This is a genomic window from Hydrogenophaga sp., from assembly GCF_965657535.1.
Classification (GTDB): Bacteria; Pseudomonadota; Gammaproteobacteria; order Burkholderiales; family Burkholderiaceae_C; genus Hydrogenophaga.
The window spans coordinates 103,577-124,066 of the sequence record NZ_CBFHOP010000006.1 but is presented as its reverse complement, the minus strand read 5'-3'; the positions used below and the strand labels follow the sequence as shown (position 1 = coordinate 124,066).

17 protein-coding genes are annotated in these 20,490 nt (G+C 65.4%); 13 read left to right on the top strand and 4 right to left on the bottom strand.

The window, feature by feature from the left end; all coding sequences use genetic code 11:
* Positions 1 to 155: 155 nt before the first annotated feature.
* The 4 genes from mutS (at position 156) to ACTG4K_RS12240 (ending at position 6,571) form a co-directional block, all read left to right on the top strand.
* Positions 156 to 2,741, top strand: coding sequence for a DNA mismatch repair protein MutS (mutS, locus tag ACTG4K_RS12255; RefSeq protein ID WP_439114642.1), 2,586 nt, complete (start codon positions 156 to 158; stop codon positions 2,739 to 2,741).
* Positions 2,738 to 3,565 carry a peptidase gene (locus ACTG4K_RS12250; protein WP_439114493.1) on the top strand — a complete coding sequence of 276 codons (828 nt, stop codon included), beginning with the start codon at positions 2,738 to 2,740 and terminating at the stop codon, positions 3,563 to 3,565. Before mutS ends, ACTG4K_RS12250 begins: the two co-directional genes overlap by 4 nt.
* A gap of 126 nt (positions 3,566 to 3,691) precedes the next feature.
* Positions 3,692 to 4,546: an alpha/beta hydrolase gene (locus tag ACTG4K_RS12245; protein WP_439114492.1), complete on the top strand. Its 855-nt coding sequence runs from the start codon at positions 3,692 to 3,694 to the stop codon at positions 4,544 to 4,546.
* Positions 4,547 to 4,630: 84 nt separating this feature from the next.
* The gene (locus ACTG4K_RS12240) at positions 4,631 to 6,571 is read left to right on the top strand and encodes a PAS domain S-box protein (RefSeq protein ID WP_439114491.1); all 1,941 of its coding nucleotides are present in this window, start codon (positions 4,631 to 4,633) and stop codon (positions 6,569 to 6,571) included.
* Positions 6,572 to 6,596: 25 nt separating this feature from the next.
* On the opposite strand, the gene ACTG4K_RS12235 is transcribed toward ACTG4K_RS12240, so the two are convergent.
* Both ACTG4K_RS12235 and ACTG4K_RS12230 read right to left on the bottom strand, forming a co-directional pair.
* Positions 6,597 to 7,889, bottom strand: a complete 1,293-nt coding sequence (locus tag ACTG4K_RS12235; protein ID WP_439114490.1) for an MFS transporter — start codon at positions 7,887 to 7,889, stop codon at positions 6,597 to 6,599.
* Positions 7,890 to 7,908: 19 nt separating this feature from the next.
* Entirely contained in the window at positions 7,909 to 8,739 is an 831-nt protein-coding gene (locus ACTG4K_RS12230) for an undecaprenyl-diphosphate phosphatase (RefSeq protein ID WP_439114489.1), read from the bottom strand.
* A gap of 354 nt (positions 8,740 to 9,093) precedes the next feature.
* On the opposite strand from ACTG4K_RS12230, the gene ACTG4K_RS12225 reads away from it, so the two are divergent.
* The 6 genes from ACTG4K_RS12225 to yjjJ all read left to right on the top strand — a co-directional run bounded on the left by ACTG4K_RS12225 (position 9,094) and on the right by yjjJ (position 13,651).
* A complete protein-coding gene (locus ACTG4K_RS12225; RefSeq protein WP_439114488.1) occupies positions 9,094 to 9,507 on the top strand; it encodes a DUF2306 domain-containing protein in 414 nt (137 codons plus the stop codon).
* A gap of 24 nt (positions 9,508 to 9,531) precedes the next feature.
* Entirely contained in the window at positions 9,532 to 9,810 is a 279-nt protein-coding gene (locus ACTG4K_RS12220; protein ID WP_439114487.1) for a 2TM domain-containing protein, read from the top strand.
* 16 nt (positions 9,811 to 9,826) lie between these two features.
* Positions 9,827 to 10,300: a hypothetical protein gene (locus ACTG4K_RS12215; protein WP_439114486.1), complete on the top strand. Its 474-nt coding sequence runs from the start codon at positions 9,827 to 9,829 to the stop codon at positions 10,298 to 10,300.
* The gene (locus ACTG4K_RS12210; RefSeq protein ID WP_439114485.1) at positions 10,297 to 11,430 is read left to right on the top strand and encodes a sensor histidine kinase; all 1,134 of its coding nucleotides are present in this window, start codon (positions 10,297 to 10,299) and stop codon (positions 11,428 to 11,430) included. The genes ACTG4K_RS12215 and ACTG4K_RS12210 overlap by 4 nt, the downstream gene beginning before the upstream one ends.
* Positions 11,427 to 12,236, top strand: a complete 810-nt coding sequence (locus ACTG4K_RS12205; RefSeq protein ID WP_439114484.1) for a LytR/AlgR family response regulator transcription factor — start codon at positions 11,427 to 11,429, stop codon at positions 12,234 to 12,236. The genes ACTG4K_RS12210 and ACTG4K_RS12205 overlap by 4 nt, the downstream gene beginning before the upstream one ends.
* Before the next feature lie 92 nt (positions 12,237 to 12,328).
* The gene (gene yjjJ / locus ACTG4K_RS12200) at positions 12,329 to 13,651 is read left to right on the top strand and encodes a type II toxin-antitoxin system HipA family toxin YjjJ (protein ID WP_439114483.1); all 1,323 of its coding nucleotides are present in this window, start codon (positions 12,329 to 12,331) and stop codon (positions 13,649 to 13,651) included.
* A gap of 48 nt (positions 13,652 to 13,699) precedes the next feature.
* Here yjjJ and ACTG4K_RS12195 read toward each other — a convergent pair whose 3' ends face one another.
* Positions 13,700 to 14,119: a hypothetical protein gene (locus ACTG4K_RS12195; RefSeq protein ID WP_439114482.1), complete on the bottom strand. Its 420-nt coding sequence runs from the start codon at positions 14,117 to 14,119 to the stop codon at positions 13,700 to 13,702.
* Positions 14,120 to 14,285: 166 nt separating this feature from the next.
* Here ACTG4K_RS12195 and ACTG4K_RS12190 point away from each other — a divergent pair, with 166 nt between their 5' ends.
* Together ACTG4K_RS12190 and ACTG4K_RS12185 are read left to right on the top strand one after the other, a co-directional pair.
* The gene (locus ACTG4K_RS12190; RefSeq protein WP_439114481.1) at positions 14,286 to 14,924 is read left to right on the top strand and encodes a DUF924 family protein; all 639 of its coding nucleotides are present in this window, start codon (positions 14,286 to 14,288) and stop codon (positions 14,922 to 14,924) included.
* A 127-nt stretch (positions 14,925 to 15,051) separates the two neighbouring features.
* Entirely contained in the window at positions 15,052 to 16,938 is a 1,887-nt protein-coding gene (locus ACTG4K_RS12185) for a choice-of-anchor I family protein (RefSeq protein WP_439114480.1), read from the top strand.
* Positions 16,939 to 17,135: 197 nt separating this feature from the next.
* On the opposite strand, the gene ACTG4K_RS12180 is transcribed toward ACTG4K_RS12185, so the two are convergent.
* Positions 17,136 to 18,386, bottom strand: a complete 1,251-nt coding sequence (locus ACTG4K_RS12180; protein WP_439114479.1) for a DUF2157 domain-containing protein — start codon at positions 18,384 to 18,386, stop codon at positions 17,136 to 17,138.
* Between the two features lie 249 nt (positions 18,387 to 18,635).
* Here ACTG4K_RS12180 and ACTG4K_RS12175 point away from each other — a divergent pair, with 249 nt between their 5' ends.
* Positions 18,636 to 20,486: a glutamine--tRNA ligase/YqeY domain fusion protein gene (locus ACTG4K_RS12175; protein WP_439114478.1), complete on the top strand. Its 1,851-nt coding sequence runs from the start codon at positions 18,636 to 18,638 to the stop codon at positions 20,484 to 20,486.
* Positions 20,487 to 20,490: the final 4 nt, after the last annotated feature.

Below are 20,490 nucleotides of genomic sequence, written 5' to 3'. Positions count from 1 at the left end.
GGCATGCGTGAGGGGGCGGTGACGTATGCAAAACGGTGCACGATTGTGCTGTAAAGGTCTGCCGGCGGGGGCAGCCCGAACTGCTACAGTCTGCGGCTGATCTGAAACCGCACGACGAGCCCGCCTTGAACGCCCCGCTGGACAAACACACCCCCATGATGCAGCAGTACCTGGCCATCAAGGCCGGATACCCAGACACCTTGGTGTTCTATCGCATGGGCGATTTTTACGAGCTGTTTTTTGGTGATGCCGAAAAAGCGGCACGCCTGCTCGACATCACGCTCACCCAGCGCGGTCAGTCGGCGGGCGAACCGGTGGTCATGGCCGGCGTGCCGTTTCATTCGGTGGACAACTACCTGGCCCGGCTGATCAAGCTGGGTGAGTCGGTGGCGCTGTGCGAACAGGTGGGCGACGTGGCCACGGCCAAAGGCCCGGTGGAGCGCAAGGTGGTGCGCGTGGTCACGCCCGGCACCCTGACCGACACGGAGCTGCTCTCGGACAAAAGCGAAGCCTTGCTGATGGCCGTGCACCCGGGCGCGCGCACCGGTTGTGGGCTGGCATGGATGTCGGTCACGCAGGGCATTGTGTTTCTGGCGCAGTGCAACAGCGAAGACCTGCCCGACTGGATCGCCCGCGTGGGCCCCGGCGAGCTGCTGTACAGCGCCGAGGTGTCACCCGGCTTTGAGAGAAACCTGCAAACACTGGCCAGCCAGCCCACCGCTGCGGGCACCCGGCTGGTGGCGGTGTTGCGCCCGGCCTGGGCGTTTGACGCCGCCCTGGGCGAACGCAAACTGCTGGAACAGCTGCAAGCCGCCAGCCTGGCCGCCTGGGAAGCGCAAGACCTGCCCGACGCCCACGCCGCCGCCGCCGCGCTGCTCGCTTACGCCGAACACACCCAAGGCCGTGCACTCACCCATGTGAAGAGCCTCAAGGTGGCGCGCACCGACGAGCTGATCGACCTGCCGCTCAACACCCGGCGCAACCTGGAACTGACCCAGACCCTGCGCGGTGAAACCAGCCCCACCCTGTTTTCACTGCTCGACGTGTGTTGCACCGGTATGGGCAGCCGCCAGCTGCGCAGCTGGCTGCTGGAACCACCCCGCGAGCGCGCAAGCGCCCGCGCCCGCTTGCACGCCATTGGCACGCTGCGCGGCGGGCTGTGGCAAAGCTTGCGCCAGGCGCTCAAAGGCGCGAGCGATGTGGAGCGCATCACCGCGCGCACCGCACTGCGCCAGGTGCGCCCGCGCGAGCTGGTGGGCTTGGGCCAAACGTTAGAGCGCGCCCAGCAACTGGCGCAGCAGCTGGGCGTACCCAGCGGTTTGCTGGGCCAGATTGCCGCCCAACTGCAACCACCCGCAGGCTGCGCCAGCCTGCTGCGCGCGGCCCTGCTGGCCGAGCCAGCGGCGCTGGTGCGCGACGGTGGCGTGATCAACGACGGCTTTGACGCCGACCTGGACGAACTGCGCGGCATCCAGAACAACTGCGACGGTTTCCTGATTGAACTGGAAACCCGCGAACGCGCCCGCACCGGCATTTCCAACCTGCGGGTGCAGTTCAACCGGGTGCACGGCTTCTACATTGAAGTGACGCAAAGCCAGGTGGACAAGGTGCCCGACGACTACCGCCGCCGCCAGACGCTGAAAAACGCCGAGCGCTTCATCACGCCCGAGCTCAAAGCCTTTGAAGACAAGGCCTTGAGCGCGCAAGACCGCGCACTGGCACGCGAAAAGTGGCTGTACGAACAGCTGCTGGAACAACTGCAAAACTTCGTCGAGCCACTCAGCCAGCTGGCCCGTGCCATGGCCGCGCTGGACGCGCTGTGTGCGCTGGCCGAGCGCTCGCTCACGCTGGGCTGGACCGAACCGCAGTTTGTGCCCGAGCCCTGCATTGACATACGCGGCGGGCGCCACCCGGTGGTGGAAGCACGCCTGAACGAAACCAGCGGTGGCAGCTTCATCGCCAACGACACGGTCATGGGCCCCAAACAGCGCATGCAGGTCATCACCGGCCCCAACATGGGCGGCAAAAGCACTTACATGCGCCAGGTGGCGGTGATCGTGCTGCTGGCCAGCATGGGCAGCTACGTGCCGGCGCAAAGCTGCCGCCTGGGGCCCATTGACGCCATTCATACCCGCATTGGCGCGGCCGACGACCTGGCCAACGCGCAGTCCACCTTCATGGTGGAAATGACCGAAGCCGCGCAGATATTGCATGCCGCCACACCCAACAGCCTGGTGCTGATGGACGAGATTGGCCGCGGCACCTCCACCTTTGACGGCCTGGCCCTGGCTGGCGGCATTGCCACCCACCTGCACGACAAAGCGCGGGCTTTCACCTTGTTTGCGACCCACTATTTCGAACTCACCCAATTCCCGGCCAGCCACCACGCGGCCGTGAACGTGCATGTGAGCGCGGTGGAAAGCAGCGGCAAAGGCGGCATTGTGTTTTTGCACCAAATCGAGCCCGGCCCGGCCAGCCGCAGCTACGGCATTCAGGTGGCCCGCCTGGCCGGCGTGCCCACCGCCGTGGTGCAGCACGCCCGCCACGCCCTGGCCGCGCTGGAAGCCCAAAGCGAAGCAAGCCACAGCCAGGTGGACCTGTTTGCACCCCCACCGGCGAGCGCCGAGCCCGAAACACACCCCCTGCAAGCCGCTTTGCAGGGCATCAACCCCGACGCCCTGAGCCCGCGCGAAGCGCTGGAACAGCTCTACCAACTCAAGCAATTAGCCGACAAATCATGACCTACTGCGTCGCCGTCAAACTCAACGCCGGACTGGTGTTCCTTTCCGACTCCCGCACCAACGCCGGCCTGGACCAGATCAGCACCTTTCGCAAAATGATCGTCTACGAGAAGCCCGGCGAGCGCTTCATGTGCCTGCTGTCGGCTGGCAACCTCTCCATCTCGCAATCCATCCGCGAAATCCTGCAGGTGGAGCAACTCGTGGACCACGAGGGCGGCGACCCCATCACGATCTGGAATGCCAAGAGCATGTTTGACGCCGCCCGCGTGCTGGGCGCTGCGGTGCGCCATGTGTACGAGCGCGACGGCGAGTCGCTGCAGCGCGCCGGGGTGGACTTCAACGTGTCCATCATCTTCGGCGGTCAAATCGCCGGCGAAGGCATGCGGCTGTTTCAGGTCTATTCGGCCGGCAACTTCATTGAAGCCACGTCAGAAACCCCGTTTTTCCAGATCGGTGAGTCCAAATACGGCAAGCCGGTGCTGGACCGCGTGATCACGCCCGACACACCACTGAACGAAGCGGCCAAGTGCGTGCTGGTGTCGATGGACTCGACCCTCAAGTCCAACCTGTCGGTGGGCCTGCCGCTGGACCTGGCGGTTTACGAGGTGGACCGCCTGGCCTCAGACAAGATCACCTGCATTGACGACAACAACCCCTACTTCCGCATGGTGCACAACACCTGGGGGCAAAAGCTGCGCGAGGTGTTTGACAGCATCGAACACCCCACCTGGGACGGCGCCCACACCGAAGTGCCCTTGCTGTGCGGCAGCCCGCGCAGCCAGCCGCTGAAAAAAATCACCAACGCGAAAGAGAAATTGATCTGACCCCCGCGCCGCCTTCGGCGTCACCCCCTGCCAGGGGGCGACACTGGCCGTCCGGCAAAGCCGGCCCGGCGGTGTCCTGGGTTAGACACTTCGAGCCGGTTAAACGGCAATGAGCACCTCTCCAGCATGTCTTTGATCATCTTTTCCCACGCCAACAGCTTTCCGGCCAGCACCTATGGGGTGCTGTTCAAGTCGTTGCGTGCGCGCGGGTTTGCGGTACGGGCGGTGGAGAAGTTTGGCCACGACCCAAGCTACCCCGTCACCAGCAACTGGCCGCACCTGGTGCAGCAGCTGGCCGACTTTGCAGCCCCGGAAGTGGAGCGCCACGGCCAGGGCGCTTGGCTGGTGGGGCACTCACTGGGCGGTTTTTTGAGCGTCATGTGTGCGGCGCGCCACCCCGTGCTGGGGGGCCACCCAGTCAAGGGCGTGCTCCTGATCGACTCGCCCGTGCTGGGCGGCTGGCGCGCGCGCACGCTGGAACTCGTCAAGCGCACCCAGCTGGTGGGTTCGGTGTCACCCGGCAAGGTGAGCCGGCGCCGGCGCAACAGCTGGCCCGACGCTGCCGCTGCCTTTGAGCACTTTGCCAGCAAAAAAGCCTTTGCCCGCTGGGAGCCGCAGGTGCTGCGCGACTACATTGCCCAAGGCACGCACGACGCGGCGCACGGCACGGGCCACCAGCGGGTGCTCAGCTTTGACCGCGACATCGAAACCGCGATCTACAACACCCTGCCCCACAACCTCGACCGGCTGCTGCGGCGCCACCCGCTGCAATGCCCCATTGCCTTCCTGGGGGGCACCGAGTCGCAAGAGATGAAGCAGGTTGGCATGAACATGACGCACCGGCTGGTAGGCAAGCAACACCCCGAGCGCCTGCTCATGATCGAAGGCAGCCATCTGTTTCCCATGGAACAGCCCCAGCAAACCGCCGCCGGCATTGAAAAGCTGCTGCGCAGCATGGCAACGCCGCCATCTGGACCCTGAAGCGGGGCTTTTTCGCGGGCTGGCCGATGCCGTGCACGGGGTATAAACTTAAAAATTAACCGCCCCTCCACCAGCCCCAAGGTCATGCCACCCCCCACCCCGCCCCCGGGCGCCCGCTCGGTCCACGACGTGTGGCAGCGGGTGGTGACCTGGCAGCCCGACAGCCAGAGCCGTTGGAAGCGCTACGCGGTGGCCGTGCTCATCACGCTGCTGGCGGCTTGGCTGCGTATGGCGCTGGCGCCGGCCGAATCGGGCGGGCGCTTCATCACGCTGTCGCTCGCAGCCGCTCTGGCCGCTTTGTATGGCGGTTTTGGCGCAGGCATGGTCAGCACGCTGCTGGGCACGGTGATCGTCAATTTCTTGCTGGTCAAACCGTATTTTTCCCTTGCTTTTGCCAACCCCGTTGAGGCCTTTTGGCTCAACCTATGGCACCTGCTCACCCAGTTCGTGGTGGTGGGGGCCATTTCCCTGATGCAATGGCAAAACCACGCGCTGCGTGAAGCCACCGAGCGCAGCCGCTTGAGCAACCAGCAGCTCAACGACACCTTTGAACACAGTGCCACCGGCATGGCGCACAGCCACCTGGACGGTCGCTGGATACGCGTCAACCAGACCTATTGCGACCTGATCGGCTACACGCACGATGAAGTGCTGCGCATGCACTTTCGGGATTTCACCCACCCCGACGATCTGGATCTCGACGTGGATTTTCTGGCGCGCACCTTGTCGGGCGAGCTCACCCACTACAGCTTTGAAAAGCGCTACATCCACCAACAGGGCCACACGGTGTGGGTCCAGCTCACGCTGTCGTTGATCCGCACCGCCGAAGGGGTGCCCGACTACCTGATCGCCGTGGTGCAAGACATCAGCCCGCGAAAAATGACCGAAATGGCCCTGCGCACCAGCGAAATGCTGCTGCGCCAGGCCCAGACGATGGCGGGCATGGCCACCTGGCAAGCCGACGTGGCCAAAAAACACTTCAACACGCTCTCGGGCTCGCACCGCCTGCTGGGCCTGCCTTTTGCCGCGTTTTCGGGCGACGAACTGATGACCCTCACCCACCCCGACGACCGGGCCCGCATGCAGGCGCACTGGAGCCAGGCGGTCAAGGGCGAGAGCGTGTACGACCACGAATACCGCGTGGTGCTCAACGGGGACGTGCGCTGGTTTTCGGTGCAGGCAGAATTTGAGCGCGACGCGCAGGGCCGTGCGGTGCGGGCGCTGGGGGTCACACACGACGTGACCGAGCGCAAGCGCGCCGAGCTGGAAATTCAGCAGCTCAACGCCTCGCTGGAGCAGCGCATCCAGGCCCGCACACAAGCGCTCAAAGGCGCTTACGACGAACTGGAAAGCTATTCGTACGCGGTGGCGCACGACCTGCGCTCACCGCTGCGCATCATCAACGGCTTTGCCCAGGCCCTGCAAGAGGACGCGCCCACGCTGGAGGCCCACGCCCGCCAGCACCTGCAGCGCATCCTGGCCGCCAGCAAAAAGATGGGCGAGCTGATTGACGGCCTGCTGCACCTGTCCAAATTTGCCCGTGGCGACATGCAGCGCCAGCCGGTCAACCTGAGCGCCATGGCCACGCGCCTGCTGGAAGAGCTGGCGCACGACCAGCCCGAGCGCTCAGTGGCTTGGTCGGTAGCGCCCGGACTCCAGGCACAGGCCGATCCGGCGCTGATGGAAGCCTTGCTGCAAAACCTGCTGCACAACGCCTGGAAATACACCGCCAACACGTCCCAAGCCGAGATCAGGGTGTACCCGCGAGAACTGGACGGCACGCGCCACTTTTGTGTGAGCGACAACGGCGCGGGCTTTGACATGGCACGCGCCGACAAGCTGTTTCAGCCCTTTCAGCGCCTGCACATGCCACACGAATTCAGCGGCTTGGGCATTGGCCTGGCCACCGCCCGGCGCATTGTGCAGCGCCATGGTGGCGAGCTACAAGCCCATTCATTCCCCGGTGAAGGCGCCACGTTTTGCTTCACCTTGCCACCCGAAGCAACGGTGCCGCTGCGCGCCTGAGCGCGGCCAGCAGCCGTTGCTGGGTTCAGGGTTTAGACGGTTCGTCGCTGGGTGCGTCGGCCGCAGCGCCGGGCTCACTCAGGCTGCGCGGGTCCATGTGCAGCACCGCCTGTGAGCCGCCACCCATCACCACGAAGCTGGACTTTTCTTCGCTAGGCACGGCAGCCGCCGCACGCAACCGGTGCAGCGTGTAAAGCGCCAGCACACCCAGCACGGCGGCAAAATACAGCATCAGGCTGGCAGGGCCAAACTGGTCCATGACCACACCCGCCAAGGTGGGGCCAATGGCGGCACCCACACCGTGAATCAGCAGCAGGCCGCCGGCAAATTCCACCAGCTGGGTGGAGTCGATCACGTCGTTGACGTGGGCCACCGCCAGGCCATAAATGGCAAACATAAGCCCACCAAACAGCAGCGCCAGCGGAATCAGTGCGCCGTCCGAAAACTGCGATAGCACGTAGGCTGCAGCCGACACGCCCGCACCCAGCACACACACCCAGGCCAGCACCAGGCGGCGGTCGTGGCTGTCTGAATAATGGCCCACAGGCCACTGAAACAAAGCACCGCCCAAAATGGCCGCCGCCAGAAACGAGGCCACACCGGCGTCGGAAAACCCAACCCCTTTGGCAAACAGCGCGCCCATGCCGTAAAAGGCACCGGTGATCAGGCCCGAAGCCAGCGCCGCCGCCATGCCCATGGGCGAGGCTTCGTAGAGCTTGCGCAGGCTCAGGCGCGGCGCCTGCACCGGTTCGGGCTCGTCCACCGGCGTCAGGGTGATGGGCAGCAGGGCAAACGAGAACATCACCGACACCAGCGCAAACGGCACAAAACCCAGGCGGTCGCCCACCAGAATCAGCCATTGGCCCAGCGCCAGCGCCACGAAGTTGACCGACATGTACACCGCAAACAGCTTGCCCCGGTGCTCGCTTGGGGCCAGCGCGTTGAGCCAGCTTTCGACCACGATGTACAGGCCCACCAGGCACATACCGGTGACCAGCCGCAGCACGCCCCAGAACCAAGGGTCTACCCACAGGGCGTGCAAGATGGGCATGGTGGAGGCCAGCGACGCCATGGCAGCGAAGGCGCGGATGTGGCCCACCCGGCGGATCACCGCCGGGCACAGGTAAGTGCCCACCACAAAACCCACAAAGTAGGCCGACGTGACCAGCCCCAGCGTGACGCTGGAAAACTGCGCCACCCCTGCGCGCAGCCCCAGCACCGAAAACAGCAGCCCTACACCCACCACCAGCAAACCCACACCGCTGAGCAACGTGGACAGGCGCAGCAGCAGCGGCCCCATACCCGAGGGCGCGCTCATGGGGCGTCCTTGGACATGCTCAAGAAACCCAGTCCACCCAGCCTTGAGAGGCTGTCAACAAGATGAGGCCGCCAAAAGCAATGCGGTACCAGGCGAACGGCACAAAGGTGTGCTGGCCCACAAAGCGCAGCAGCCACTTTACACACACCCAGGCCGACAACCACGACACCACCAGCCCCACGGCAAACAGCGGAATGTCTGCCGTGCTCAGCAGGTCGCGGTTTTTGAAAATGTCGTAAGCCGCTGCGCCAAACAGCATGGGAATGGCCAGGAAAAAGCTGAACTCGGTGGCAGCCTTGCGGTTGAAGCCCAACAACATGGCGCCAATGATGGTGGCACCCGAGCGGCTCACGCCCGGCACCAGCGCGGTGCACTGAATCAGTCCCACCTTCAAAGCGTCTTGCCAGCGCACGGTGTCCACGTCGTCCACGTGCGCCCGCGTGCCGCGCTTTTGCAGGTGTTCGGCCCACAAAATGACCAGACCGCCCACGATGAAGCCCAGCGCCACCACCACCGGGTTGAACAGCACGCCCTTGATGAAGTCAATGAACAGCACGCCGGCCAGCGCCGCTGGAAAAAAGCCAATCAATACATTGAAAGTGAAGCGCTGCGCCTGCTGCTCGGTGGGCAAGCCCACCAGCGTTTCCCACAGCTTGGCCGCATACAGCGAGACGATGGCCATGATCGCGCCGGTCTGGATCACCACCTCGAATAGCTTGATTTTTTCGCCCGGCATGTCCAGCAGCGCCGCTGCGAGGATGAGGTGCCCAGTGGATGAAATTGGCAAAAACTCGGTCAGGCCTTCCACCACGCCCATGATGGCGGCCTTGATCAACAACGCAAAATCCATGAATCGGTCGCCACAGGGGCAGTTTTCAGAACAGACAAGAAACCCGGCCGCGACGGGCAGGGTGCAGAGGGCTTGATCGTACCCCCTGCCCCACCCGGAACGTGGCCTCAGGGCTCAGCGCCCCCGTCCCACAACAGCCCTTGGGCCAGCAAGTCGCCCAGCCGGTTCAGGCCGGTGGTGTAGCCACCGGCAGATACAGCCCCGGCCAGCCCGCAACGTGCTTGCAACAACCTGGCGCCTTTCGCGCCACCCACCCGGCATTTCGCGCTCGCTGGCGTCGATCCGTCGCATGCCGCTGGGCACGCAGCCACCGGCGCGGCACAGTGCGGGCACACCACACAGCAAAGCCACCCCATGTTATTCACACCCGTCATCGCCATTCACCTCAGCGCCGCGCTGGCCGCGCTGTGCATCGGCCCAATGGCCCTGTGGGCCCGCAGCAGCCAAGCCCAGCGTCCACGCCTGCACCGCGCCGCCGGCTATGCGTGGGTCACGCTCATGCTGATCACCGCTGTTTCGGCCCTGTTCATTCGCGACTTCAACCTACCCAACCTAGGCGGCTACACACCCATCCACCTTCTCGTGCCTGTCACGCTGGGCACCTTGTTTCTGGCTTTTCGGCACCTGCTGCGCGGCAACATCGCCGGCCATCGCAAAAACATGCTCGCTCTCTACGTTGGCGGCTGCATCGTCGCTGGTGCCTTCACCCTGCTACCCAACCGCTTCCTGGGCCAGCTGGTCTGGGGCCAGTGGCTGGGTCTGATCTGAACACCACCCCTTCAAAGGCCCCCCATGAACCACATCGCCATCACGCTCTCACCCGAACTCGAACGCCGGGCCCGCCGCAACGTGGCCATGCGCCTGGGCTGGCTGATCCACGCCTCGGTTTTCGTGCTCGTCAACCTAGGCCTTTGGCTGGCTGGCAAACCCGGCGGCTGGATCGGGCTGCCCACAGGCGGCTGGGTCATCGGCCTGCTGGTGCACGGTTCGGTGGTGTGGCTGCAACCGCTGGGCCACGGCCTGCGCGAGCACCTGCTGAACAAAGAGCGTCAGCGCCTTCAAAACCGCTGAAACCGGGCACCCCCCTATGCACACCAAGACACTTTCCAAAGCCCTGGCCACCCTGGTCATCGCGCTCGGCGCCAGCGCCCCTGCACAAGCCCAGGTCGGCATGAACGAATGGCGCGCGGGCACCCTGCCGGTGACCCTGGTCTACCCAACACAGGCCAGCGCCAGGCCGCACAGCCTTGGCCCCTTCAGCATCGACGTGGCGCTCAACGCAATGCCAATGCCACAGCGCCAGCGGCTGATCGTCGTCTCGCACGGCGCTGGCGGCAGCGCCCTCGCCGACCATGCCAAAACCTGCACCCTGCTGGCCGACCTGCCCGGCGCAGGCCACTTTGACCTGCTCTGGCCCTGGCCCGCCGCCACGGCCCGCCATGTGGCGGCGCTGCAGGTGCGTGGCGGCCTGCCTGTGCCAGGGTTCGATGCGGGGCAACGCGACGCCGCCCATGCAAAAATCGCCGCATTCCACCGCCAGCACCTGACCACCTCCCCATGACCCCATCCATCGCGCACACCCTGCTGCGCTGGCTGCCGCGCGACGGCCGCCCCGGCGTGGCTCGGCGGGGGCTGATCGTCTGGGGCATGGCGCTGCTCATCGCGGTCTTTCAGTGGCTCGCCACCCCGCAAGAGCACCCGCTGGTGTACTCGCTCGTTTACAGCTACGCCATCAGCACCAGCATCTGGTTTTTTTCCGACCCCCTGCGCATTGCGCTGCACCGCTGGCTGCGTACCGAGCCCCCGCACTTCTGGGCGTTCACGCCCCGCACAGGCGCTTACATGCTGGCCAGCATCGTGCTGGGCTACGCCCTGGGCACCGCAGTGGGCGACGCCTTCTCGGGCCGCTCCACCTGGGCGCTGCTCAGCCTGTCACCGCAGCGCTTCTGGGGTTTCTGGCTTTCTTCGCTCGGCATCAGCTTCGGTTTCCTGTTTTATTTTTACCACCGGGAAAAAGGCCTGGACCTGGAGCGCCAGGCCACCGAAGCGCGCCTGAAGCTGCTGGAAACGCAGCTGGAACCGCACATGCTGTTCAACACCCTGGCCAACCTGCGCGCCCTGATCGCCACCGACCCGCCGCGCGCCATTCACATGCTCGACCGGCTCAACGACTACCTGCGCGCCACGCTCAAGGCCTCGCGCACCGACGCCCACAGCGGCGCACACACCCTGGCCGATGAGTTTGCCCGCCTGCGCGACTACCTTGAGCTCATGGCCGTGCGCATGGGGCCGCGCCTGGCCTACACCTTGAACCTGCCCGCTGAACTGCAACGCCACGCGGTGCCGCCGCTGCTGCTGCAGCCGCTGGTAGAAAACGCCATACGCCACGGACTTGAGCCGCAGGTCGAAGGTGGCCGCATTTCGGTTCATGCCAGCCAGCACGGCGCCAGCGGCCTGCTGATTGAAGTGACCGACACCGGTGTGGGCATGGACCACAGCCCACCCAACCCGACCACCCCAAACAACCCAGCGAACGGCAGCGGCTTTGGCCTCGCGCAGGTGCGCGAGCGTGTGGCCAGTCTGCCGGGCACGGGCCGGGTTGAGCTCAGCAGCCCACCCGGCGGCGGCACCACCGTTCGGCTGCACCTGCCGTTCATTAAACCCAGCGCCGCCCAAACCGCCAGCCCATGATCCCCACCGCCCTCATTGCCGAAGACGAACCCCTGCTGGCGGCCGCGCTGCAAGCCGAGCTGGCCCTCGCCTGGCCTGCGCTGCAGGTGGGCGCCGTGGTGGGCGACGGCGCCAGCGCTGTGCGCGAAGCCGTGCAGCGCCGGCCCGACGTGTTGTTTCTAGACATCCGCATGCCCGGCCTGAGCGGCCTGGAAGCCGCTGCCGAGCTGGCCGACGCCTGGCCCCAAGGCCCTGGCGCACCGCCGTTTCCCGCCACCGTGTTTGTGACCGCCTACGACCAATACGCCCTGCAAGCCTTTGAAGCCCAGGCGGTGGACTACCTCTTAAAACCCGTGATGCCCGAGCGCCTGGCGCGCACCGTGCTGCGCTTGCAACAGGTGCTGGCCCAGCGCAGCCCGGCCCGCGCCAGCGAGCCGCTGGAACACGCCCTGACCCAACTGCGCGCCCTGCTTGCCCCCGCAGCGCCCGCCCAGCCCCGCGAACCGCTGCGGGTGATCCAGGCCAGCGTGGGCAACACCCTGCGCCTGGTGCCGGTAGACGAGGTGCTGGTGTTTGAAGCGGCCGACAAATACGTGCGCGTGCTCACCGCCAGCGAAGAGCTGCTGATTCGAACCCCGCTCAAAGACCTGCTGCCGCAGCTTGACGACACCGTGTTCTGGCAAATCCACCGCGGCTCCGTGGTGCGCGCCAGCGCCATCCACACCGTCACGCGCAACGAAGCTGGCCAGCTGCACCTGAGCCTGCGCGGGCGGCCCGAAGTGCAAGCGGTAAGCCGGCTCTATGCGCATCACTTCAAAGCCATGTGATTGTTCAATTTTTTCCATTCAAGAAATGGCAAAAATACGCCTTGGTCAAGAATGAAATATGATGAATAAATATCTATTCATATTTTCATTCAGTGAACCAACCGACCCCACCTGAAACACCGGCCCTGGCTGCCCTGCGCCAGCTCGGTGGCGTGGCCACCAGTGCCGAGCTGCAAGCCCGCCTGGGCGTGAGCCAGCCCACCGTTTCAAGGCTGCTGGCGCCGCTGGTGCGCAGCGGGCAGGTGCTCAAGGTGGGTGCGGCGCGCTCGCAGCGCTACCTGCTGCCCCGCCACATTGACGGCGTGGGCACCGAAGTGCCCATGATGCGGGTCGACGCGCAAGGCCGCGTGAGCCCGTTTGGGCGCATGGTGCCGCTGCCCGGCGGGCGCTTCTGGGTAGACGAAGCCGATGGCCTGAGCCAGCTGCACGACGGCCTGCCCTGGTTTCTGAACGACATGCGCCCCCAAGGCTTCATGGGCCGCACCTTTGCCCACGCCCACCCCCAGCTGCGCCTGCCCCCCGACCTGCGCTACTGGAGCGACGACGACGTGTTGAAAGCCCTGGTGCAAGCCGGTGACGACCTGCCCGGCAACCTGGTGGTGGGCCAGCCCGCGCTGGAGCGCCTGCACACGCTGGCGCAGCGCGCGGTGCGCGTGAGCGAGCCCGAAACCGAATACCCCGCCCTGGCCGACCAGGCCATGCAAGGCACCCTGCCTGGCTCGTCAGCCGGGGGAGAACAGCCCAAGTTTTGTACCGTGCTGGGCGGGCAGCCGGTGATCGTGAAGTTTTCGCCCGCAGGCAGCGCCCCGGCCGACCAGCGCCTGCGCGACCTGCTGGTGTGTGAACACCTGGCCCTGCACACGCTGTCGCAAGCCGGCTTGCCAGCGGCGCAAACGCGCATCGTCGTGGCCGGTGGCCGCGTCTTTCTGGAAGCCCAGCGCTTTGACCGCACGGCGACAGGCCGCATCGGTATGGTGTCGCTGCTGGTGTACGACTCGGAATACGTGGGCCAGATAGACGACTGGGCCGCCACCGCGCGGCGCATGGCCCAGCGCCGCCTGCTCACCGAACAAGACGCCAGCCACCTGCGCCTGCTGGAAGCCTACGGCGTGCTGATTGCCAACACCGACCGCCACTACGGCAACATTTCGCTGCTGCTCGAACACGACGACTGGCGCCTGTCACCCACCTACGACATGCTGCCCATGCTGTACGCACCCATCAACGGTGAACTGGTGCCGCGCGAATTTGGTGAACGCGCCCTGCGCCCCACCGCCAACACCCTGGCCGAATGGCCCCAAGCCCGCGCCCTGGCGCTGCGCTTCTGGCAAGCCGCCGCCGAAGACCCACGCATTTCCGGCGACTTTCGGGCCGTGGCTCAGGCCAACCACGGCACCGTGCAGCAACTCGGCTGACACGGCGCCCGCTGGCTCAACACCACGCACCCGGCAGGCACAAGCCGCTCAGCGGCGGCCGTGGCCGCGGCGGTCGTCATCACCGCGGTCATGGCGGTCATGGCGTTTGTGCCATTTTTTGTGGTGGCGGTCGCGGCGGTCATCCCAGCGCGGTGCATGGCCCCAGTTTTGGTAATACACCGGCTGCGGCACCACCACCACCGGGCGCACATACGGGTAAGGCTGGTGAACCACCACCGGGCGGTGCCGCACCCCGGGGTACGGGTGCACCACCACCGGTGGCGCGTTGGACACGCCCACCGACACACCGGGCTGCTGAATGCCCACCGACCAATACACATCGCTGGCGTGTGCCTGCGTCAGGCCAGCCGACAGCGCCCACGCACCTGCCGCCAGGGCAGCCAGCGTGAGCCCCCGGGCCAGGGCCGAGGTGCGTTTCCAGTACGTATTCAAAGACAAGGTTTTCATGGGTTGCTCCTGGTTGCAAAGCTGTTGACGCCTTGTAGGTGCATTACAGAAAAAATCGCTGTAACCTGTACCGCACGCACAGTCAAAGTCGTTGCCAGACGTAACCGGCCCCGCGCCCCTGGCATCTGCTGCACAGCACCCACCCGGTGCCCACCGAGGTCACGCCATGAGCAACAACACCCCACAAAGCCCCGCCACCGCCAATGCCACCGCACAAGACGTGCTCCATTTCTGGCTGGGTGACGGCCTGCTGTACGACTGGCCCAGCACCGACCACAACACCCTCTGGTTTGGCGGCGGCGCCTCGCAAGACGAGCAAATACGCCTGCGCTTTGGCGCCCTGGTGGACGAAGCCCTGAAAGGCGGTCTGACCGACTGGGAAGCCAACGTCAACACCCGGCTGGCTCTCATCATCGTGCTCGACCAGTTCACCCGCAACGTTTACCGCGGCCAGGCCCGCGCCTTTGCTGGCGACGCCCGCGCGCAGCAACTGGTGTTGCAAACGCTCACCCTGGGGCAAAACACGCTGCTCCCCCGCGTGGGGCGCGTGTTTCTGTACATGCCGCTCATGCACGCCGAAGACCTGGCCCTGCAAGACGAATGCGTGGCGCGCTTCACCCACCTGTGCAACACAGCCACCCCTGAGCGCCGCGAGGCCCTGGCCAGCAACCTGCGCTTTGCCCAGCAGCACCGCGACATCGTGGCGCAATACGGCCGCTTCCCTTACCGCAACGCCGCGCTCGGGCGCGAAAGCACGCCCGCTGAAACCGAGTTTTTGAAAAACGGCCCGCGCTTCGGGCAATAGCCCAGCCACCCGCTACCGAGCCGCCCCTTCAAGGCACCCCAAAGCCGCGTCACGCGGGCGTCACCACACCGTCACCCAGCGGTCACACGGCGTCTTTACAAACGTGCTTTTAACCACAAGGCACGCCATGAAGGCACCCACCGCCCAAGCCCCTGTCCGCCTGACGGCGCACCGCTTTGCCGCCTCCCTCGTGATGGTGGCCGTGCTCGCCGCCTGTGGCGGCAGCGACGAACCAGCCAGCCCCGCCCCGGTGGTGGAAGCCACGCCCGCTGGGCTGACGCTGGAGAAGATTGGCGGCTACAGCACCGGCCAGTTTGGTGTGAGCGCCGCAGAAATCCCCGCCTTTGACGCCGCCAGCCAACGCCTCTTCGTGGTGAACGCCCAGGACGGCGCGGTGGACGTGCTCGACCTCAGCGACCCGACCAACCCCGTCAAGCTCGACCAGATAGACGCCACCACCATGCTGCCCGGCGCCGAGATCAACAGCGTGGCCGTGTTCAATGGCCTCGTGGCGGTGGCCATTCAGGCCCCAGTGAAAACCGATCGAGGCCGCATGGCGCTGTACCGCGCGAGCGACCTGAGCCTGATCAGCTCGGTCACCATTGGTGCCCTGCCCGACATGGTCACCTTCACCCCCGACGGCAAAACCGTGCTGGTGGCCAACGAGGGCGAGCCCAGCGACGACTACCAGACCGACCCCGAGGGCAGCATCAGCGTCATTGACATCAGCAACCCGGCGGCACCCATTGCCCGGACTGCCGATTTCGCCCAGTTCATCGGCCAAGAGGCCGCGCTGCGCACCAAAGGCGTTCGCATCTATGGCCCCCGCGCCAACGCGGCACAAGACCTGGAGCCTGAATACATCGCCGTCTCGGCCGACGGCAAAACCGCCTGGGTCACGCTGCAGGAAAACAACGCCTTGGCCAAGGTGGACATCGCCTCTGCACGCGTGACCGACATCTTGGCGCTGGGCTTCAAAGACCATGGCGCCCCGGGCAACGAAATGGATGTTTCCGACGAAAACCCGAAAGAAGTCAAGATCCAGGCGTGGCCCGGCGTGCGCGGCATGTACCTGCCCGACAGCATGGCCTCGTACAGCGCGGGAGGCAAAACCTACCTGGTGACCGCCAACGAAGGCGACGCCCGTGCTTGGGGTGAAGACAACACCGCCTACTGGGCCGGCGACGCCAGCAAAGGCTTTGTTGAAGAGTTCCGCGTCAAACACCTGATCAACCGCAACGGCTGGGCAGGCCGCGCCGCTAATGACCTGCCCCCGCAGCTCAACGCACTGGGCGCTGGTGGCTTGCTTAACCCAGCCGTGTTTGGCTACTGTGGCGCCATAGCAGGCAACCCCGGCGCCTGCCGCGACGACGCCCAGCTGGGCCGCCTGAACATCAGCTGGACCATGGGCTACCAGACCCACGCCGACGGCTCGCCCAAGAAGTTCACGTCTGCGGGTGTGGAGGACGCGGCGGGCGACCGCCTGATGTACGACAGGCTCTACAGCTACGGCGCGCGCTCGTTCAGCATCTGGGGCGAAGACGGCGCACTGGTGTGGGACTCGGGCGCAGAGATTGAAAAGTTTCTGGCCAGCGGCGACTGCAAGCTCGGCACCGCCCGCACCATTCCGTGTGCGGACTTCTTCAACAGCGGCCACGACAAAGGCGATGCCTTCGATGACCGCAGCGACGCCAAAGGACCTGAGCCCGAGGGCGTGGCGGTCGGCACCATCGGCAGCAAAACCTTTGCCTTCATTGGCCTGGAGCGCATGGGCGGCGTGCTGGTGTACGACATCACCAACCCCGCTGCACCCGCCCGCGTGGACTACCTCAACACCCGCAACGAGTGGCTGACCAACCCCGCCACCGGCGACCTCGCCGCCATTGGCGACCTGGGCCCCGAAGGCCTGGTGTTTGTACCCGCTGCCCAATCGCCCAACGGCAAGCCGCTGCTGATTGTGGGCAACGAAGTGAGCGGCACCACCGTGGTGATGCAGCTCAACCTGACGTATTGATGGGTGGGTAGCGCGGGCCTTCCCCCGCGCAACCGCGCAACCGCGCAACCGCGTAACCGCGCATCCAGCCCGGTGAAGTCGTCAATTCCGTTCGCCCTGAGCCTGTCCAAGCCCACGCTGCCCCGGTGGTGCGTCCTTCGACAAGCTCAGCCAAACGGTGGCCTCAGCTCTAAAGGCAGCCACCGGGCGAACGGAGGTTACCGGTAGCTGTTGGCCAGTGGCCGCAAAGCCGCCGGCAGCCAGCTAGCCAGCCGGATGCGCAAGCCGGCCTCGTGCTTTTGCCACCAAATGCCCAGCCCCACCACCGCCAGGCCCAGCAGCGTGAGGGCAAACGGGAACAGCAGGCTGTCTTCAAACACGCGGTGAGACAAATAGCCCAGGTAGCCCGCCACGCCCAGCGCGCCCAGCACCGTGAACACACGCCGGCCAATGGTGGCGCCCAAAAACACCAGGCCCACGTTGATCAGCGCGTAAATGAACTTGCTCACCTCGGCGTCGCTGTTTTTCAAGCTCATGCCCGCCCAAAACATGATGGCGCCAAACAGGTAGAGCCAAAACGCAAAGTCTTGCCGGTCTTCGGGCAGCAGGGCGCGGCGTGTGCGCAGGTCGACCCACACCGCCACGGCGCAGGTGAACAGGCCAAACACCAGCGTCACGTCCAGCCGAAACTGCCAGTCAAAGCCGTTGGTCTGCATCAAAAAGCGGGCCACGTCCATGCTCATGTACCAGAGCGTCACGGCCACCGGCATCACCATGAACGGCAGCTTGTAGCGCCACAGCATGACCACGGCCGCCGCCAGGGTGGCCAGCTCCAGCGTGACCCAGCGCCAGTGCACATAGCGGTGGTAGTCGCGGTAGCTGTCAGCGCCGGTGTCGGGCCAGGCGCCCAGGCCTTTTTGCAGCGCCCACACCGCCAGCGGCACCAGGCACACCGCCAGTGTGGCCAAAATGCCGGCCGGCGTGTGCAGGCCCTTCTTCATCAGGTTGCCCGCCACCAGCAGCGCGCCCACCAGGTAGCCCAGCGCCAGCGCCAGCACACCCCAGGCGCCCAACAGCTCCCAGCCCAGCGTCATGAACAGCGTCATGGCCCCAATGGCCAGCATGCCGCCAAAGTAATACAGCGTGTTGGTGAATGAAAAGCGCGGCCCGCTGGCCACCGGCGCCAGAGCCCGCTGCGCCGCCCACGGCGACTCGGTCTCCGTGGGCTCAAAGTCCGCGGCAGGCACCGGCTTGCTCGCCGCCACCCGCGTGGGGCTGCCCGGCATGGCCCATGTGGCCCAGAGCGCGTGCGCCTCTGAAGGCACCACAGCGCCCGCCTCTACCGCCGCTTCAATGTCGTGCCAGCCCAGCTGCACCCGCACCGACGGCAAAAACACATCTTCTGCGTGGGTGTCTTCCCAGCGGGTTGGCTCTTCCATAGACACGGTGTCCGGGTTGTCTTTTTTCATGCTGCGGCGCTTTCTTGTTCTGTGTCTTGTTTTTGTTGGGATCGGCTGCCTGTTGGATGGGTGTTGGCCCACTGTGGCCACGCCGACGCCAACGCCCGCAGCCGCAGGGCTACCGCCCATGCCCGGCACCCGACGCTGGGAGCGGGTTTAAAGATACTTGAAACACCCCACCGCTCAAACCCCGCGCCCCGCCCCTCGTCGGCTGGGGCTGGGGGCAGCCGCCACAGCCTGCGGCCCTAGAATGCTTGAATGAGTTCGAACACCACCCCAAACGCCCCCAAAAACAACCCCGCAGCCCCCGCCAGCGAAGCGGCCGGCGAGCACAAAGTGAGCAACTTCCTGCGCCAGATCATTGAAAAAGACCTGGAGCAAGGCACCTACAGCCAGCGCCGCTGGGCCGGCACCCCGGGCGACGCCGCCCACCACGCCGCCGGCCAGCCCGACCCGGCCAAGATCCGCACCCGCTTCCCGCCCGAGCCCAACGGCTACCTGCACGTGGGCCACGCCAAGAGCATCTGCCTCAACTTTGGCCTGGCACGCGACTACGGCGGCGTGTGCCACATGCGCTTTGACGACACCAACCCCGAGAAGGAAGACACGGAATACGTCAACTCCATCCTGGACGCGGTGCAGTGGCTCGGCTTTAACTGGGAGGCCAACGGCCAGAGCCACCTGTTTCAGGCCAGCGACTACTTCGACTTCATGTACCGCGCGGCCGAATACCTGATCACCGCCGGCTTTGCCTATGTGGACGAACAGACCGCCGAACAAATGCGTGCCAACCGCGGCGACTTCGGCAAACCCGGCGTGGACAGCCCGTTTCGCAGCCGCACGCCCGAGCAGAACCTGGCCCGCTTTCGAGAAATGCGCAACGGCGCGCACGAAGACGGCAGCATGGTGCTGCGCGCCAAGATCGACATGGCCTCGCCCAACATCAACCTGCGCGACCCGGCCATTTACCGCATCCGCCGCGCCACGCACCACAACACCGGCGACAAGTGGTGCATCTACCCGATGTACACCTTTGCGCACCCCATTGAAGACGCGCTGGAGCAGATCACCCACAGCATCTGCACCCTGGAATTTGAAGACCAGCGCCCGTTTTACGACTGGCTGATGGAACGCCTGTGCGAAGGCCAGTTGCTGAGCAGCCCGCCCCCGCGCCAGTACGAATTTGCCCGCCTCAACCTCACCTACGTCATCACCAGCAAACGCAAGCTCGCCCAGCTCGTGTACGACCACAAAGTCAGCGGCTGGGACGACCCGCGCATGCCAACCATCGTCGGCCTGCGCCGCCGCGGCTACACGCCCGAAAGCATCCAGCTCTTTGCCGAACGCATCGGCGTGACCAAGAGCGATTCGTGGATCGACTACAGCACGCTCGAGGGCTGCCTGCGCGAAGACCTGGAAAACAAGGCCCACCGCGGCATGGCCGTGCTCGACCCCGTCAAGTTGGTGCTCACCAACTGGGCGGAGGTGTTTGGCGCAGACGGCTACCTTGAGGACTGCACCCAGCCCGCCCTGCCCCACAGCGCCATTGCGGAAGGCCAGACCCCACCGCCCGACCGCGTGTTCAAGATCGGCAACCACGTATGGATCGAGCGCGAAGACTTTGAAGAAGTGCCGCCCAAGGGCTACAAGCGCCTGTTCCCAGGAAACGTCGTCCGGCTAAAAGGCGGCTACGTCATCGAATGCACCGGCTGCACCCGCGACGCGGCGGGGAACGTGAGCGAAGTGCAAGCCAAAGTGATCGCCGGCACCAAGAGCGGCACCCCCGGCGCCGACAGCGTGAAAGCCAAAGCCGCCATAACCTGGGTGGGCGTGGCCGATGGCGTGCAAGCCGAAGTGCGCCTGTATGACCGCCTGTTCAGCGACCCCAACCCCGACGCGGGCGGCAAAGACTTCATTGAAGCGCTGAACCCCAACAGCCTGAAGGTGGTGACCGCCTACGTGGAGCCGTCACTGGCCGCCGCCAAGCCGGACCAGAAATTCCAGTTTGAGCGGCACGGCTACTTTGTGGCCGACCGGGCGGACCATGGTGTGGGCGGGAAAGTGGTGTTCAACCGGGTGACGGGGTTGAAGGATAGTTGGGGAAAATAGAAAG

What these genes read in the sequence shown, in the direction of transcription:
- ACTG4K_RS12195 (WP_439114482.1), bottom strand. Translation starts at nt 14,119, where the DNA reads ATGAAAACCTTGTCTTTGAATACGTACTGGAAACGCACCTCGGCCCTG.
- ACTG4K_RS12185 (WP_439114480.1), top strand. Translation starts at nt 15,052, where the DNA reads ATGAAGGCACCCACCGCCCAAGCCCCTGTCCGCCTGACGGCGCACCGC.
- ACTG4K_RS12250 (WP_439114493.1), top strand. Translation starts at nt 2,738, where the DNA reads ATGACCTACTGCGTCGCCGTCAAACTCAACGCCGGACTGGTGTTCCTT.
- ACTG4K_RS12220 (WP_439114487.1), top strand. Translation starts at nt 9,532, where the DNA reads ATGAACCACATCGCCATCACGCTCTCACCCGAACTCGAACGCCGGGCC.
- ACTG4K_RS12245 (WP_439114492.1), top strand. Translation starts at nt 3,692, where the DNA reads ATGTCTTTGATCATCTTTTCCCACGCCAACAGCTTTCCGGCCAGCACC.
- mutS (WP_439114642.1), top strand. Translation starts at nt 156, where the DNA reads ATGATGCAGCAGTACCTGGCCATCAAGGCCGGATACCCAGACACCTTG.
- ACTG4K_RS12180 (WP_439114479.1), bottom strand. Translation starts at nt 18,386, where the DNA reads ATGAAAAAAGACAACCCGGACACCGTGTCTATGGAAGAGCCAACCCGC.
- ACTG4K_RS12225 (WP_439114488.1), top strand. Translation starts at nt 9,094, where the DNA reads ATGTTATTCACACCCGTCATCGCCATTCACCTCAGCGCCGCGCTGGCC.
- ACTG4K_RS12215 (WP_439114486.1), top strand. Translation starts at nt 9,827, where the DNA reads ATGCACACCAAGACACTTTCCAAAGCCCTGGCCACCCTGGTCATCGCG.
- ACTG4K_RS12235 (WP_439114490.1), bottom strand. Translation starts at nt 7,889, where the DNA reads ATGAGCGCGCCCTCGGGTATGGGGCCGCTGCTGCTGCGCCTGTCCACG.
- ACTG4K_RS12205 (WP_439114484.1), top strand. Translation starts at nt 11,427, where the DNA reads ATGATCCCCACCGCCCTCATTGCCGAAGACGAACCCCTGCTGGCGGCC.
- ACTG4K_RS12175 (WP_439114478.1), top strand. Translation starts at nt 18,636, where the DNA reads ATGAGTTCGAACACCACCCCAAACGCCCCCAAAAACAACCCCGCAGCC.
- ACTG4K_RS12190 (WP_439114481.1), top strand. Translation starts at nt 14,286, where the DNA reads ATGAGCAACAACACCCCACAAAGCCCCGCCACCGCCAATGCCACCGCA.
- ACTG4K_RS12210 (WP_439114485.1), top strand. Translation starts at nt 10,297, where the DNA reads ATGACCCCATCCATCGCGCACACCCTGCTGCGCTGGCTGCCGCGCGAC.
- ACTG4K_RS12230 (WP_439114489.1), bottom strand. Translation starts at nt 8,739, where the DNA reads ATGGATTTTGCGTTGTTGATCAAGGCCGCCATCATGGGCGTGGTGGAA.
- ACTG4K_RS12240 (WP_439114491.1), top strand. Translation starts at nt 4,631, where the DNA reads ATGCCACCCCCCACCCCGCCCCCGGGCGCCCGCTCGGTCCACGACGTG.